Source organism: Streptomyces sp. NPDC041940 (assembly GCF_055589465.1).
In genome coordinates, this window is the sequence record NZ_JBVJBP010000001.1 from 455,960 (window position 1) to 472,498 (window position 16,539).

7 protein-coding genes and 1 pseudogene are annotated in these 16,539 nt (G+C 70.4%); 2 read left to right on the plus strand and 6 right to left on the minus strand.

What is annotated here, in order from left to right; translation table 11 throughout:
* The first annotated feature begins 186 nt into the window (after positions 1–186).
* Positions 187–1,149, plus strand: coding sequence for a serine/threonine-protein kinase (locus ACZ6I3_RS02000; RefSeq protein ID WP_469410912.1), 963 nt, complete (start codon positions 187–189; stop codon positions 1,147–1,149).
* 82 nt (positions 1,150–1,231) lie between these two features.
* Here ACZ6I3_RS02000 and ACZ6I3_RS02005 read toward each other — a convergent pair whose 3' ends face one another.
* The 4 genes from ACZ6I3_RS02005 to ACZ6I3_RS02020 are packed head-to-tail and all read right to left on the minus strand — an operon-like array spanning position 1,232 to position 10,595.
* The gene (locus ACZ6I3_RS02005) at positions 1,232–4,186 is read right to left on the minus strand and encodes a pPIWI_RE module domain-containing protein (protein ID WP_469410913.1); all 2,955 of its coding nucleotides are present in this window, start codon (positions 4,184–4,186) and stop codon (positions 1,232–1,234) included.
* 31 nt (positions 4,187–4,217) lie between these two features.
* Positions 4,218–7,820 (minus strand): pPIWI_RE_Z domain-containing protein, encoded by a 3,603-nt coding sequence (locus ACZ6I3_RS02010; protein WP_469410914.1) that lies wholly within the window; start codon positions 7,818–7,820, stop codon positions 4,218–4,220.
* Positions 7,813–8,970: a pPIWI_RE_Y domain-containing protein gene (locus ACZ6I3_RS02015; protein WP_469410915.1), complete on the minus strand. Its 1,158-nt coding sequence runs from the start codon at positions 8,968–8,970 to the stop codon at positions 7,813–7,815. Before ACZ6I3_RS02015 ends, ACZ6I3_RS02010 begins: the two co-directional genes overlap by 8 nt.
* Positions 8,967–10,595, minus strand: coding sequence for a PD-(D/E)XK nuclease family protein (locus tag ACZ6I3_RS02020; RefSeq protein ID WP_469410916.1), 1,629 nt, complete (start codon positions 10,593–10,595; stop codon positions 8,967–8,969). Before ACZ6I3_RS02020 ends, ACZ6I3_RS02015 begins: the two co-directional genes overlap by 4 nt.
* Before the next feature lie 149 nt (positions 10,596–10,744).
* On the opposite strand from ACZ6I3_RS02020, the gene ACZ6I3_RS02025 reads away from it, so the two are divergent.
* Positions 10,745–12,226, plus strand: a complete 1,482-nt coding sequence (locus ACZ6I3_RS02025; protein WP_469410917.1) for a serine/threonine-protein kinase — start codon at positions 10,745–10,747, stop codon at positions 12,224–12,226.
* Between the two features lie 3 nt (positions 12,227–12,229).
* On the opposite strand, the gene ACZ6I3_RS02030 is transcribed toward ACZ6I3_RS02025, so the two are convergent.
* On the minus strand, positions 12,230–14,254 hold the full coding sequence (locus ACZ6I3_RS02030) for an N-6 DNA methylase (RefSeq protein ID WP_469410918.1): 2,025 nt from the start codon (positions 14,252–14,254) through the stop codon (positions 12,230–12,232).
* A gap of 291 nt (positions 14,255–14,545) precedes the next feature.
* A pseudogene (locus ACZ6I3_RS02035) lies at positions 14,546–16,539 on the minus strand (acetoacetate--CoA ligase).

Sequence of the window (16,539 nt, forward strand, 5' to 3'; positions counted from 1 at the left end):
TTCCCGCGCCGACCTGCGCCTTCACCGTAGCCGGTGGGGTGGGGGTGGCGGGTCGTAATGTCTGAGGTTCCCATGAGAGCAGCGTTTGTGAACTCAGTCAATACGTATGGCGTTTTCGGCTGTGAACTCTTCTTCTTCAGGTGGGTGATGCCTCGCCGTACATGACAGTGGCACACTCGGTCACCTATGGACATCGGAACGCTCATCGGCAAGCGCTATCGCATCAAGAGCGCCATCGGTCACGGGGGTATGGGGCAGGTGTGGATGGCGGACGACGAGCACCTGGGCCGAGGTGTCGCCGTCAAGACGATGGCCCCGGCGAGCGGAGTGACGTCCGCGCAGATCGCCCAGGACGCCGCACGGTTCGAGCGCGAGGCCAAGGCCGTAGCCAAGCTCGACCACACGGGACTCGCGGCGGTGTACGACCTGGGCGTCGAGACCGGCACGCACTACCTGGTCATGCAGTACGTCCAAGGGCTGGACCTGGGTGACTACATCGCGGAGCGTGAGACGCTCAGCGTGGAGGAGGCCGCGGCGGTCGGCGTGCAGATCTGCTCCGTCCTGGCCGCGGCCCATGCCCGCAAGGTCGTTCACCGGGACCTGAAGCCGGGCAATGTCCGCGTCCGCACCGACGGTGTCGTCAAGGTGCTCGACTTCGGCGTGGCCGCCATCCTCGACGACGCCCAGAAGCTCACCACGACCGGCGAACGGCTCGGCAGCTTCCTGTACATGGCGCCTGAGCAGGTGATGGGCGAGTCCGTCGACCGGCGTACCGACCTCTACGCCCTCGGCTGCCTGATCCACGAGATGCTCACCGGCAGACCTGTGTTCGAGCACGAGTCACCGCTGATGGTGCCGGGGCTGCACACGGAGGCCGAGCCCGAACCGTTGAGGGCCCTGTGCCCGGACGTACCGGAGGCGATCGAGGCCCTGGTCCTGGAACTCCTGGCGAAGAAGCCGGCCGACCGGCCCGCACACGCCGGTGAGGTGTACCGGCGCCTCGCATTGCACCTGCCCGCGCCGGGCACGCCGGATGGCGCCCTGGTGCCCTGGGCGGAAGCCGATCCGCGCCGTCCCTTCCTCCATCCGATGGCACCGGACGCGCGGCCTGTCCGCCAGTGGGCGAGGGAGGTGGGCGGGGCGCACTGAGCGCTTCGCCGGAAGCGCCCCGGCGTGCCGTCCGTCCGCCCCGCGGCTCCGCCGTGGCCGGTCGCGCGGTCCCCGTGCCCCTTCAGGGCGCCCCCGGCCCCCAACCGACTTCATCCGTGTCCAGGGACAGCGCGAGCTGCTCCGGGAACGCCCCCAGCTCGGGTGCCGTCTCGGCACCCGGCGCCGCGGCCGTGTCCGGGTCGGCGTCGGTCACGGTGCCGGCGGTCTCCTCGCCGTCCTCGCTGACCGTCGGCAGCACGTACTCCTGGGCCAGGCCGGCCAGGTGCAGGGGTAGAGGCAGGCTCAGTGCGTCCGGCAGGTCCGGGGCCTGCCGGAGCTGGTGGACGGCCAGGGCGAGCGCCTCCGGTTCGTCGCCGTCCTCGCGGTGACAGCCCAGGACGGCGAGCTCCACAAGACCGGGGTTCCAGGCGGCCTTGTCGGTGTCGATGGTGACCTTGCCCTTGGTGTTGACGCGCGGCGCCAGCTTGTCGGCGGCCACCGACAGCTTGAAGGTGCGTGCCTTCGGTGTCGTCGACCAGAACACTCGGGCGGATTCCGGGGCCGTGGTCGGGTCCGTCCACAGGTGGGCGGCCAGGCCGTTCGCCCCGTCTGGATTCACGGCCCACCACTGTGCGGTCTCCCGGTCGCGTGCGGTGCGCACGCGGACCAGCCGCAGGTCCGGGTCCAGCCGACGGGAAGGAGCGTGGCCGTCACGGAACTTGTCCATGACCACGTTGCCGTCCTGCAGCCAGGTCCAGTGCGAGCGCATGTTCTGTCCGTGCGCCAGCAGCAGGGTCGGCGTGCCGCGCAGCGTGCGGCGCACTCGCTGGAGCCACTCCTCGGTCGCCTGCCGCTGCTCCCTCATGTCCGCCCACCAGGACAGCCGGGCCACCGGGGCCTCGCCGTCACGCGGCACCGGCACCGGACCGGCAGGCACCTCGGCCTCCCTGGTCAGCCGCAACAGCATCGTGGGATACGGCACCCACGCGCGCGCCCGGTCGTCCCAGCCCTCCACCCGGGCCAGTCCCTCGCCGGACGGGTCCGGGGTGACCAGCACCGCGACCGGCACATGGCCGGCCCACCGCGTGCGGCTGCGCCGGTTCCTGCGCACCATCCACACCGCCGCGTACCTCATGCCCTCGGGGAGCCGGTCTCCGAGGCTGTGCTCGGGATGGACGCGCACACCGAGCTGTCGCAGCCCGTCGTCCCAGGCCTTGGCCGCGCGGAACTCCTTGTTCTTCTCGCTGTTGTAGCCCTGGGCCTTCTTGGGCACCGCCATGAACTGGGTCAGCACGCCGGAGTCGGCGCAGCCGAGCCGCAGCGCGAACTTGGCGTCGTGGTCGGCGGACGTGAAGTCCTTCGCCCGGTCGATCTCCACCAGGGCGAGCGTGGGCACAGACTCCGCAGCAGGGAGGGATGCCTCCTCCGTGAGGAAGGCAGCCATCTCCCTGCGGCGTTCCCGGATCGCGGTGGTGACGGCCTCACGAGAGTGCCGTGCGCCCTCGGGCAGGCGCAGGTCGTGACCGAGGGACCGCGTCAGCCTGCGGCAGCGCAGGCGCACGGTCAGTTCGGGTGACTGCCACTCCAGGACCACGGGGCCGTCGTAGTCCTCCGCGGAGGCCGGCACGCCTCCGTCACCCTTGAGGTCCAGGTGCGTGGCCAGCGCGGCGATCGCGGTGTCACGCATCACCGTGGTCTGCCAGAGCAACCGCGCCTCAAGGACGGGCAGTTCGCCCGGTTCCGCAGTCGGGGACAGACGGCGCAGCGCGAACGCCGTGCCGATACGGCGGGCCTCCGCGCGCCTGCGCTCCTCCTCCGTCTTGACCGGTTCCTTCGAGGACTCCTGGCGCGGGTTGTCCGGCGTGCTGCCGGACAGCCGGGTGCGGATCAGCGCGGGTACCGGCCGCAGCTGCTCCGGCAGGGCCTGCAGGGCCCATTCCACGATCTTCGAGCGCTGGTCGGTCATCAGACCGGCGCCGACTCTGTGCGAGCCCATCGCCGTGCTGTACAGGACGGCCGCCCGCATGCCGTCCGTCAGCCAGCCCCGGGGATCGGTCAGGATGGCCCCGGCGTCCGGGAAGGACTCCGTGAGGGACATGCCGCGCAGCATTCCGGCGGGGCCGCCCCCGACCCAGTCATGCGCGCCTTTGCTCCAGGCCAGCCGCGCCACCGCGAACCGGTCGCTCGCCGGAGCTCCCGGCAGCCAGGGCACACGCGGCCGCAACAGTACGGTGGTCCGACGGCCGAAGGGCAGGTACAGCCGCCCGGTCCTGGAACTGACCCGGGTCGCGTACCTGCGGATGTGGCTGTGCACGTGGAAGTGGGGCAGAGGGTCGAAGGGCACTGTCTGGAGCGTGATGTTGAGGACGACCGAGTACCACTCGGAACCACGGTCGTCCTCGAACTCCAGGGCCTGGGACACCAGTTCCGCCCCCCTGTCCCGGGGCCCCCGGGGCATGGCCCGGAAGTGAAGCAACCCTGCCCCGAAATCGTAGGGCTCCAGGGCGAGAATGCGCCGGGCCAGCCAGTCGGTGGTCAGCTGGAACTGACGAGGACCGGGCGCGGCGGTACCGCCGGTGGTCAGCCGGTCGCAGCGCAGCAGCTCCACAGGCACGCCCTCCTGCCACCGGGGCGGGCGCTCCAGCAGAGCGGACCGGGTCTCGGAGAGCAGGGAACGGAACTCGGGCTCCGGGCGCAGATCCCTCAGCCAGGCGCCGAGGAGGCCCTTCAGCGCCGTGTCGGGCAGTGGATCGGGGACGCCCTCCGGAGCGTAGAGCCAGAAGTCTCTGCCCTCCTCTCGGTGCTGGTTCGGGCGGGGTCGTACCAGGATGTCGGGTGCGAGGGCCTGAACGACCTGGTCCATGCGGAACGTGGGGACGCTCTCCAGGGGCTTCTCACGGCCCGCGTTGCACAGCGTGAGGAGCGAGCCGGTCCACTCCTCGGGGAAGGGCAGCGCACGGTACCGCTCAACGACCGAGGCCTCGGGGGAGACGGGGCGGGCGGCGGCGGTGCGGATGGAGGCATAGGGGCGCGCCATGGGTGGGTCCTTCCGGAGGAGAGGCCTGAGTTCAGGAGGTGTGGTGCGTGATGTCGCGTAGCGCCTTGTAGAGCGGTGAGTAGAGGAGCCGGGCGACCACCGGGTCCGCCGGATCGGGGCAGTCCCCGGGCTGTGTGCCGTCTGCGAAGTACGGGGCGAGGACGTCCCTCAGGCCGGTCAGCAGACCGTCCTCCTCGGGCAGCGACACCGCCGTCGCTCCTGGAGACAGCAGCTTGGCGGTGCGCGGAGCGAAGCGGGCGTCGACGAACACGACCCGCGCCGGCACGCCGCCACGCACCAGGCGGCCGATGACCTGCCAGATCGTCACGAGCTGGTCCCAGGTGAAGGACTTCTTCTCTTGATCGGACAGGCGGGAGTAGATGTACCGGCGTGACAGCAGTCGCCGCCACTCGCCCCGGGCCACATGGCGGAAGGCGAGACCGGCCTCGTCCAGGTCCCGCGCGGTCATGGCGAGTTTGCTGAACGTGCCCTGCGCCAGACCGGGTTCGTCGCGGGCGAACCGTGTCGCCCAGTCGTTGATCGCGAACACCGCGAGGGCGAGGTCGTCGGGGCGCGGGTGCGGCCGGGCCAGGAACAGGGCCGTGCCGAAGGCCGCGTTGCGCTGGGCGTTGAGGATGTTGTGCCCGCGCTCCACGGCCATCAGCGGCGCCACGAGGATCTCCGCCGCCGGGTCCTCGGCGAAGGTGGCGAGGTCGCCCCTGCGCAGAGCCGTGGCCCGTTCTTCCTCCGGGCGGGGGGCTCCCGAACCGCGTACGGCCTGTTCCAGATCGGCGTCGTCGGCGGCCAGCACTCGGACCCGGCCGTGCCAGCGCTCCATCTCGTGCAGGGTGTCGGCCGCCGTGTTCGCCTCCTTGTAGCTGCCGACGAGGAGGATCGCCCGGCGCCGACGACTGTCGGCGACCTTGGCCAGTTCCTGTTCCAGAGGACTCGGCGCGCCGCCCCGGCCGGGGAGCCCGAGTCGTCGGACCATCGCCTTGCAGGCGGCCGGCCGTGCCTTGGGCTCCGTGCCGGACAGACTGAGGGGGCGGCCCTCGTCGTCGTACAGGAAGTGGGTGGTGAAGACCGACTCGCTCACTGCTTCCAGCGACCGGCGGGATGGTGTGAGGACAGCGCCGACGGGGGCGACGACATGTGCGCGAGTCGACCTGCCCGCCCAGCTGGTGCCGGACATCAACACGACGTGGGGTCCCTTGCGCCGGCGTCCTGGATCGGCGCCCACGTCGGGAAGTGTGAGAAGGAGCTCGCGACCCACCCCCGCGCACCGGAAGAAGCGCAGGGTGCCGCTGCGCTGCCCGTCCAGGTTGTGTTCCCGCTCGTCGGGCAGGTACTGGAAACCGAGGACGTTGCCCATCGGCGCCTCAGGAACCAGGGGTGCGTAGTCCAGCGGAGGCCGGCGGGAGAGCTCGTTGCCGGTCGAGTCGAGGTGGAGGGCGGCCTCGACCTGCGGCCAGAGGAAGACCAACCGGTCCAGCCGCTGGTTCAGGGCGCTCAGCAGCAGCATGAACTCAAGGCGCCGGGCCGTCAGATCCAGCCACTGCTCATCCCGAGCCTTCCCGGCCGCCGGAGTGCCCGACAGCAGGGGGTGCAGCACAGCGAGGACACGCGCCCTGGTGTCCGTGGAGGACAGGGTGGTGAGCAGGTCCTGAGCGAGGCGCACCAGCTCGTCGGTGGCGTTCCCGTACGGGCCGCGACCACCCAAGGGATCGTCGCGGAAGTCGTCGAAGCGCTCGGTCAGTTCGGCCCGCCGGGCATCCGCCTCGAGACCCGGCTGCTCGGGAGCGGGTGCGTCGTCCTCGTAGGCCTCGTACAGTTCCGCCTCGTCCGGCACTCCGTCCGGCGCCCCGGGGCCGGAATCCTGCGTGAACCACGAGCGCAGCAGCTTCTCCTGCAGTGTCCACGGGCTGAAGTACTCGATATCGGCCCACTCGCGGAGGTCCGCGTCGGAAATGAGCAGTTTGTAGAGGCGGTCCGTCGCGGCGTGTACCACCGTGAGCGAGGCGGACCAACGCTCGACCTCCTGGTCGGTCAGCGGCAGCCGGCCCTGCCGGGACAGCTCCTCGATCCGGTGCGTCTGCAGTTGGTCGAGCCAGGACTCGGGGCCGGGCGACACGAGCGTCGCCGACGGCGCGAAGATCTCGTCCAGTTTCATCTGTACTGAGTCGGACTCGTCCACGATGATGATGTCGCTGCGCAGGCAGGCCAGTTCGAGATGGCGCAGCCGCTCGTCTCCGAGGTGACGCGGCACGGCCGACTGCACGAGGCTGGCTGGGTTGGCCACCCAGATCAGCGAGTCGACGAGTTCGCGGGCCGCGCGGTGACGGGGGCACGCGTACCAGGCAGGGCAGCCGTGCGGGGTTCCTTTCGCCTCCGGGACGCCCTCGTCGCCGGACCGCAGGCGCCGCTCTCCGGGTTCGTAGGGCTCGGGGAGAGCCGTCTCCGGCTGCCGGTTGTCCGCCCGTTTCCTCTCCGGGTGGAGCGCAGTGCACGGCGCGTCCGCGAACCGGAGGGGCTGTGCAGTCTCGGTTCCGCGCAGGGCGTCCACGACGCACACGGTGCTCAGGTGATCGAAACCGGGATCGTCGTGGTCCAGGAGATTGGGCAGGCCACGGGACGCGAGGCGCCTGTGCAGGCGCCGCACATGGGTCTCACGGGTGGTCAGGCCGAGCACGGGCGTCGCGGCCAGACCGAGGTCGCACAGCAGTGTCGTGAGGCGGAGCTGTTCGGCGACGTCGCCCACCACGAGAGTGGTGCGCAGCTGCGGGGTGCAGCGTGCCGCCCACACGGCCAGGAGGGTCATCAGGGTCGACTTGCCGGCGCCCACCATGCCCGCGAGGTGCAGCAGGCCGTCCAGGCGGAGCTCGCCTTCCCCGGAGAAGCCGAGACCGTCCGCGTCGCGCGGCAGGATGTGCAGCTCCGTGAGGCGATCCTCCCAGTGGCCCGGGTGCTCGATCTCGTTGTCCCGTTCGGTGGCATCCATCCAGCGTGCCGTCTGCACGAGTTCGGCGCGGGTGATCGTGAGGGGTGCGCCCTTTCCCGGACGTCCCGCCTCCGGCTCGTGCCCGGGACCCGGCTCCGGCCGGAGCCACTCGGGAAGAGTCACCGACGTGGGCCGTCGCCGGTCGACGAACGTGGCGCGACCTGCCGGAGCGAGGGGGAGGGGTTTGCGGGCCAGCGGAGGCAGGGCGGCCAGAGCGGTGTCGTACACGGTGAAACGGTCCGAGGCGACGGCTGGTTCGCGACGTCGCGCGGGACGATCGAGGGTGGGAGCGTCGTAGGCGCGCAGCCGCTCGGGGAGGGCGAGATAGGTCTCCAGCGTCTGGTGCCAGGTGCGCCGTCGGCGCAGATGCCACAGCAGATGGCGACCGGCGGTGAGCAGCACCTCGTGCGTGGGAGTCGTGACGTAGCCGCGGGCCCGAGCGAAGTCGTAGCCGCCGAAGAGGGGGTACGCCCCGGAGGCGGGCTCGTCGGGCGCCACGCGCTCCAGGACGCGCAGCGCCAACTCAGTCTGGCACAGCAGGCTGGGCTTCACGGTGCCCAGTTCGGGCGGTACCTCGTCCCACAGCCGGGTCAGTTCCGCACTGACGGGCCGGTGCCAGCTCTCGCGGTCACGCATCGTCGGACTCCTTCCGGTGAGTGGTGTCCCTGGTGCGCGTGAGTCGGTCCTTCGCGCGGGCGATCAGTTCGGTGTCGGGGAGCAGTGCCACATGGCGTGCGAGGGCCGGCCGGTTGCGTTCGTAGGTGGCGATGTAGCCGGGCCGGTCGTCGACACGGTCCTGCGGCACCACCCAGAAGGCCTCGTCGTACGGAGGTTCCTGAGGGACCGGGCGTGCGGCCCGCCCGAGAAAGGCGGGGTGGGCCCAGTCCTTCACGTCCACCGCCCACACACGGCCGTCGGGGAACGTGACGTGCACGTCGTACGCGTCATAGGCCGGCCACATCCTCACCCTCAGCCCGAGTGCTGTCAGCCGTTCCTCCAGCCTCGCCTCCGCCCGGCCAGGGCCCGTGACGAACTGGCGCAACGGCCGGGCCAGTTGCAGCAGCTCCCCGACCTCCTCGCGCAGGAATCGGCGACCGACCGGCGGTTGTCCCCGGCGGCGGCAGCGGTCCCGCTCGCACCACCAGCCACCCCCGTGCAACGGAGTGAGCAGCGTGAGACAGCGCCCGCAGGTCGCGTAGGCGCCGTCGCGCAGATAGCTGTCCGGAACGGGGCGGTAGACACGGCTGAGGAGCTCTTTGACCGGGTCGAGCACATGGTCCAGGGAGAGCATCCATTCGTCCGCCGCGGTGAGGACCGGCCGGGAGACGAGGAGTCGGCGAAACTCGGTGTACGCGTCCTCCTCGCCGTACTCTCGGCACAGCCGCAGCGCGGCGCGGATGACCTCCCGGTCGTACAGCACCACCGCGCTGTCGGAGAACTGCTCCGCCCACTCGTAACACAGCTCGGTGGGGCGGGAGGACTCCGGGTCAAGCAGCACGTCGTCCGGGCCGGCCGCCTCGGACGGCAGGTCCACCGGCCAGTCGGCCACGGGGCGCTCACGGCACCACGCCAGCAGGTCCGGCAGACTGACCGGAGGCTCGGCCCCGAGCTCCAGGCAGGCCAGCACCGTCCGGTCCAGGGCGCGTTGCACCTCTGGCGGGTACGGGAGTGCGTGGGCCTCCGGCCCGGTGGCGGTGTCCAGGACGGTGAGTGCCGTCGCCAGTGTGCGCATCAGGGGAATGCCGCGGTGCGCGGACCAGTCGGCGGTGTCAGCTGCCGCGCTCACAGGGCTTCCAGGTGGGCGCGGCCGGCCGAACAGTGCGCGAGCACGTCGCAGCCCGCGCAGTGGTCGTCCGGGTTTGGGGGGTAGGCCTCGTCGACGGCCCAGGGCCCGGCGAGTTCGGCGATGATGCGGCGGGCCTCGGCCTGGGTGTCCGGATCGCCGGGATCGACCTCCTCGCAGCGCGAGCCGTCCTCGTACAGCACCTCGAGTTCGATCAGCGAACGGCGAGGATCACCGCCGGGCACTCCGGCGGACATCATCAGCACCGCGAAGGCGAGCTGCGGATACGTCCGCAACAAGTCCTGGTGCTCCCAAGGCCGTTTGGCGGCCGTCTTCGTCTCGTGCCAGATCCAGCCGCCGGAGCGGGTGTAGAGCAGGTCGGCATCGGCGATCAGTACGACGTCGAGGTCCGGGTCGTACGCCGTCAGGCGGGGCTGGACACGCACCCGCTCCGTGGACGGGAGGCCGTCGAGCGGGCAGGCGCGCCGGTGCTCGGCGATCATGGCGAGAGCGGGAGGCAATTCGGCCGGGGACAGCCCGGGGAGGTGTTCCGGCAGCGGCGCTGTAGCGCAACACCCCTCCGCATGGCTCAGGTTGAGCCAGTCGTCGATGGCGCGGCCCCTGCGGATCGGCTCACTCTCGGGCTCACCGGACTTCAGGTGGAGCACTCGGGTCAGATGGAACCGTGCCGGACACCGAGCGTGGACGCGCAGATCGGTCGCCGAGACGGACCGACGCGCTCGAGGGCGACGCGGCGCCGGGACGCCCAGGACGCCGGGAGCCCGGCGGGGGGCGGCGCAGCCCGCCAGCGCCTCGCAACGCACACATGCGGAGCCCGGGTTGAGTCGTTCGCCCTCGACGACCCTCGCGAGGACCGGCTTGGCGTGATCGGCGAACCGTCGCTCGGCCTCGTCGGAGTCCCAGTCGGCCAGGACGTCGTGATCGCCGGTGCCGCAGCCGACGCCGATGACCCGCACGTGACTCGGCCGGAGGGCGCTGCCTTCGGCCGCCCGGAAGACATCACCGAAAGCCGAGTGGGACGGGACGCCCGTGACCGCCACGGCGGCCGCTTCCGCGATCTCGGCGGCGGGACGGTCACGCTTGACGTCGTTCACGGACAGCAGCCACAGCTCTCGTTCCGATCCGTCGGCGGAGGCGTAGCGGCGTCCCCACGCGGTGCGCTCGTAGCGGGTAGCCCCGCGGGCGTCCGGGACTCCACTCTCCGTGATGGCCACCCACTGGGCCCGCACCGGGGTGGTCGCCGCGCGCCCGGACTCGCGCCTTCGCGCCTCCCGAACCTCGCGCGCCGACAGGTAGGAACGAACGGCTGATTCAGCCCAACTCAGATGGGCTGCGTGGTACTTGTTGTTCGCTCGAAGTCGCGCCAGTGCACCTTCAAGGTCCAGGCCGTCGTGCTCGACCGCGTCCAGGCCGGCCATGACCGGCCCGAGTGCGAAGTCCTCGATCGGCTTCCCACGAGGGCGCTTCGGGGCTTGGCGGATGAACGGCCTGGCCCGCAGGGAGTTGCCCCGGGGGCAGTCCTGGGGGTCCTCGCGCAGCAGCGGCAGAGAGGTGCGGACGAGCCGGACGTCGCCGTCCGTTCCGGGCGGAGAAAGGTGAAGCGACACGATGCACCCTTCAAGGGTGTGGTCGGGACGAGAGTGACAACGGTTCCAGGGAAGCGCAAGTCTGTGAACTCAGTCAAGCGATATCCCTCATGTGGCGCGTGAACCGCTACAGTGTGGCTGACACCGTGTCATTGAAAGCGGGGTGAGGCGTGGAAGCCGGGGAAGTCCTCGACGGCCGCTACCGTGTTGAGGAAGCGCTCGACCAGGGGGGCATGGGGCTCATCTGGACAGCGACCGATGTGGAGAACGGGCAGACGGTCGCGGTCAAGGTTCTGCGCTTCGACACTTACACGCTGGGTCGCCTGAGCTCCGCGGAGCGCGCCCGTCGGCGGATCGAGCTGCTGAAGCGGTTCGAACGCGAGGGCGCCATCCTCGAAGAGCTGAACCATCCCGGGATTCCGCGCCTGCTCCACCGTGGCTACCTGCGCGAAGAGCCGTACCTCGTCATGGAGTACGTCGAGGGCATCAGCCTGCGGGACTTCCTGGACCTGCGTCGGCCGTTCCCGTTCGACGCCGCGATCGTCATCGCGGTGGAGGTCGCCGAGGCTCTGGGGCATGCCCACGCGTGCGGTGTGGTGCATCGGGATCTGAAACCGGGCAACGTGGTGGTGGCCTCCGGGGACGGCGCGGTCAAGCTGCTCGACTTCGGCATCGCGCACCTGACCGATCCCGACGCCACTCGCTACACCGCGCTCGGCGACACTCCCGGCACCGTCGGGTACATGGCACCCGAACAGCGCCGTGGTCAGCAGGACATCTCGGCGTCCGCAGACCTCTACGCCTTCGGCTGCGTCGTTTTCGAACTTCTCACGGGGGAGCGCCCCTTCGAGGACAAGCCGGACCGGAACAAGGATATTCAGCACCTCGAGGACCTGCCTCCGCGCCTGCGCGGCATCAACGTCGGTATCCCGGAGGAACTCGACGACCTGGTCTGGGACCTGCTGGCCAAGGCTCCGGCCGACCGTCCTCGCACCATCAACGAGGTGCTGGGCATCCTGCGGGACTTTCTCCCGAAGCCCGGCGATCCGGCGCCTGACCCGGAGCTGGACCCGGACCCGACCGCCCGCTACCGACTGGCTGAGGCGCCCCTGGCGATCGACGCGCGCGGGCCCTTTGGACGTCGTGGGCCGGCGCGCCGTTCCCACCGTCGTCGCGGGGGCTGGCTGGGCCGCAACGATTTCGTCGGACGCATCGCCTTGGCTCGGGCGGAGCTGGCGGACGCTCCGGGCGGCCGCTGTGCCGAACTCCTGGATCTGCTGCCCCGAGCCGTCGCGGACTGGGGCGCCCGTGAGCGAGTGGTACTGGAGGCTCGGCAGGTGTGTGCGGACGCGGCTCTCCTGGACGGGCGGACGGCTGACGCGAAGAGTCTGTACGCGGAAGTGGCCGACGGCGGGGAGGTCTTGGACCCCCTTGTCCTGGACGCGGAGCTCGGTGTCACCGAATGCCGCTTGGCCGAGGAGGACTTCGCCGGTGCCTTGGCAGGGTGGCAGGCGACGGTCCGTAACGTCCTCGCCCTCAGGCCGGTGCCGGAGGGACTGGCTCGTCGATGTCGGGAGGTCGCACTGGAGCTGACCGAGTCGGGCTATGGGAAGAAGGTGGCCGGCCTCCTCTCCCGGTTGCCCGAACCGTAGAACTCACATGCGGGGCAGTTGACCTGCGGCGAGTAGATCCCCAAGCGATCTGCCGAGTTCGGCACCCACCGTCCGCAACCCGGATAGTTCACGCTCGAACACGACGACCCGCCGGTAGATCTCCCCGTACCGTCGCTGCTCCTCCAGGGCGAGCCTCGGTACCAGCAGCCGTCGTACGTCGATGCGTGACGTGGTCGACGCATGGGTGCCCGCCTGTTGCACGTTGGCAGGGGCACGCAGGCAACCCGCCATGAACCAGGGATCCAGGACGGTCGGCGTCACCCGGAGTGCGGCGAGCTGTGGGCCGACGACCGACGGGGCGTCGGTGTCGACCCGTACGTCGAAGGCGCGCGCCAGCACGGAGACGACAATGTCCTGCGGTGCCGTGACAGTGAGCGATTCGTCCCGCTCGCCTTTCGCGACAGCCGATGAGGGCAGCCAAAGCTGTGCCCGCTCGACCAGGGGGCCTCCGATGAGGACATGAACCTCGTCTTCAAGGCGCTCCCCCCGGCGCACCAGCTCCTCCGGCAGTGCCTGGCCCGAGCGGATCCGCAGTGCACCGGCCCGTTCCAGCTCGCCCACGCTGATGAGCGGCACGGTCTCGTCGTCATCCGCGGGTTGCAATGACGACAAACCGTCGGTGATCTCCCGCAGTTCGCTCAGGTGGGTGTCGAATCGAGCCCAGGAACGCCCGAGGTCGGCGATGGTCGCGGCGCGTGTCCTGGGGATGTGGCGAGCCGGCGTCAGGTCCACCTGTTCGTCCAGCAAATCGACCACGGGGACGGAAACGCTGCCGCGCGTCTCTCTGCCGCGGACGGCATCCGTCACCTGTGCCGTCACCGCCGGCCAGTCGACACCGCTCCTGTCGTGCACCGGGAGCGGATCGTGTGCGGTGTCCACCAGTGTGATCTCGGCCCGCGGTTCCTCAGTTTCCCCGTCAGAGTTCCCGGCGCGCAGCACCCACAGGTGCAGACCCACACCGTAGGGCGGGGCGGCTCCCGGCGGCAGCGCGATCACTGTTCGGAGCAGGCCGGCCCGAAGCAGACCCGCCCGGATCCGCCTGCCCGCACGACGGGCCGCGACCGCGGGCGGCAACACCAGCACGGCCACACCCCCGGGGGCCAGTGACGCCACCGTGTGCTGCACCCAGGCGAGTTCCGGTTCGGTACGCGGAGGCTGTCCGTACACCCAGCGCGGATCGGTGGCGAGCTCCGCGTGACCCCAGTCGCGTTCATTCGACGGCGGATTGCACAGCACAACGTCAGCCCGTGCCCCGGGATGGGCATCGGCCCGCAGCGTGTCGCCGGGCTCCAGGGAAATACTCGACAGGTCACTCTCGGCGAGGCCCTCGACGGCGATCCGCGCCTTGGCCAGCCGCACGAGGATCTCGTCGTTGTCCTGGCCGAGCAGACGTACAGGCGGCTCGCTCCCGCCACCCCATGCACGGCCGGCGGCAACCAGCAGCGTTCCTGTGCCGCATGCGGGGTCCAGGACCGTACGTACCGGATTCGGGTGGCTGAGGTCGGCGATCCTGAGCATGAGCTCGGCAAGTCGCGTCGGGGTCGTGGTGATCTGCCGCACATGGGTGTGGAGCCATCGGTTCAGCAGCAGCTGGAAGGCGGCTCCGGCATCTTCCGTGGCCGCCAGCCCCAGAGTCCTCTCCAGCAGGTCGGCCCGGCGCTGGTCGAATCCAACCCCGTCCGCCGGCCCGCCGGCGTGGACCCCGCTCAGCCGCAGCCCGACCTCGGCCACCAACAGACCCGCTGCGTCGCGCTCGCCCAAGGCTTCGTACTCTGGCCAGAGTCGATCCAAAGGGTGCGCTGTCGCTTTGACCTTGTTCTGCTGCTTCAGCCACGCTTCGACGTCGGGCAGTGAGAACTGTGGGCTCTTGTCAGTGCCGCCTGCCGGAGGCGGGAAGCTGTCGTATCTTCGTCGCCAGTTACTCACGGCGGCCCGGCCCACCCCAGCGATGCGGGCGATCTCCGCCAAGGTGACGAGAACCGGGGCCGATCTCGTGCTCTTGGACATGATCTCCTCCGGAACGTGCGGTGGCTTCTGGCTCAAGGTACGGACCGGGTCACGCGTGTATGAGTGGCACGGCGGTGTGTCGCTTGACTGAGTTTACGTACATGCCCCGGAGCTTCCAGCCTGAGCCATCGCGTGCTTCAGACCACCCCGCTTCGGAGGGGGCGGGTGGTGGGCGCCACCCTGGAGTTCATTGTGCCGCCGGAACACACCGGCGGTCGGTAAGGCGAGTCTCGCCGATCTCAGGGCACGAATGCCAGGGGAGGACGACGCCGGTGATGATCGGTGCTGCTCTCAAGCCCCGGTGGTTCTCCGACCCCGGCGTTCCGCCCCCAGCCGGGCGAAGTAGTCGATGAGTTCCGGCGCATCCACCGACGCCCGATTGACCACCTGCTCCGCTGGCGCGCCCTGGAGGAGGCGCTTGACCGGGAATTCCGGCTTCTTGCCGGTGCGGGTGTGGGGAATGGCCGGTACCTCGAGGATCTCGTCGGGGATGTGGCGCGGGGAGGCGCCGGTGCGGATCGCCGTTCTGATCTTTTCACGGAGGGCTTCGTCCAGGGGGAGCCGGTCGCCGGGACCACGAACAGCGGCATCCAGTAGCCGCCGTCGGGCTCCTCCGCCCCGATGGCCAGGGCCTCGGCGATCTCCGGCAGGCGTTCCACCACGTCGTGGATGTCGGCGCTGCCCAGGCGGACGCCGTTGCGGTTGAGGGTGCTGTCGGAGCGGCCGTGGACGATGACCGAGCCGTGCGGGGTGAGGGTGATCCAGTCGCCGTGGCGCCAGACGCCGGGGTAGGTGGAGAAGTAGGCGTCGTGGTAGCGGGTGCCGTCGGGGTCGTTCCAGAAGTGCAGGGGCATGGAGGGCATGGGGCGGGTGATGACCAGTTCGCCTACCTGGGCGGTGAGTGGGAGGCCTGCCTCGTCGTAGGCCGCCAGGGCTACGCCCAGGTGGGGTGCCGACAGTTCGCCCGCCCACACCGGGGTGGTCGGCGCGCTGCCGGCGAAGCCGGAGACCACGTCCGTGCCGCCGCTGATGGAGGCGAGCAGGACATCGGCGCCGACGTGGTCGCGGACCCAGGGGTAGGCGGAGGCCGGGAGGGTGGAGCCGGTGCAGCCGATCACGCGGATGGAAGAGAGGTCGTGGGCCGACGGGGCGATGCCGAATTTGGCCATGCCCAGGAGGTATTGGGGGCTGGTGCCGAAGACGGTCACGCGGTGGCGGGCGGCCAGTTCCCAGAGGAGGTCGGGTTGCGTGGACGGCGCCGGGCTGCGTCGTACGTGCAGGTCGTCGCGCCGGTCAGCAGCGTCGAGGCGAGCAGGTTCCACATCATCCAGTGCGTGGTGGTGTACCAGAGGAGGCGGTCGCCGGGGCCCAGGTCCGAGTGCAGGGCCAGGGTCTTGAGGTGTTCGAGCAGGACGCCGCCGTGGCCGTGGACGATGCCCTTGGGCAAGCCGGTGGTGCCGGAGGAGAAGACGACCCACAGAGGGTGGTCGAATGGCACCGGAGTGCAGGCCAGTTCCTCGGTGCGGGTTACCGCCTCCTCCCATGGGACCGAGAGGGAGGGGTGGCCAAAGTCCTGCCAGGGCAGGCCCAAGTGGTCGACCAGGAGCGTGGCCTTCGATGTCGGGAGGGACTGCGCCAGTTCACGCGTGGCGTCCCTGCGGTCGTGGGTCGTGCCGTTGAAGAGGTAGCCGTCGGCGGCGATCAGGACCGTGGGTTCGAGTTGGGCGAACCGGTCTGCGGCGGCCCCGGGGCGCGTAGTCCTGGCCGCACACCGACCAGACGGCGCCCAGGCTCGCGGCGGCCAGGAACGCGATGATCGCGGGTGGGGTGTTGGGCAGGTAGCCGACCACTCGGTCGCCCGTTTCCACTCCCAGGTCGCGCAGGGTCGCGGCGAGCGAGGCGACGTGGGCGCGTAGCCGCTGACCCGTCACCTCGTAGCCGGAACCGGTCTCGTCCAGGGCGATGATCGCCGCCTCGTCGTCGGTGAGGTTGCGCAGGGCGTGGTGGGCGTAGTTGAGGGTGGCCCCGGGGAACCAGCGGGCGCCCGGCATGGTCTCCTCGGCCAGTACCTGCTCGTACGGGGTGTCCGACTCGATGGCGAAGTACTCCCACACCGCGCCCCAGAAGACTTCCAGGTCGGTGACCGACCAGTGGTGCAGGGCGGTGTAGTCGGCGTCGGCCGCCACCGCCCGGTGCCGGGTCGCCGCCCAGCGGGTGAAGTCCACGATGCGGCTGGTTGCCGCCGCCTCCGGATCGGGGGTGAAAAAAGGGTCTGGGTACTTCAT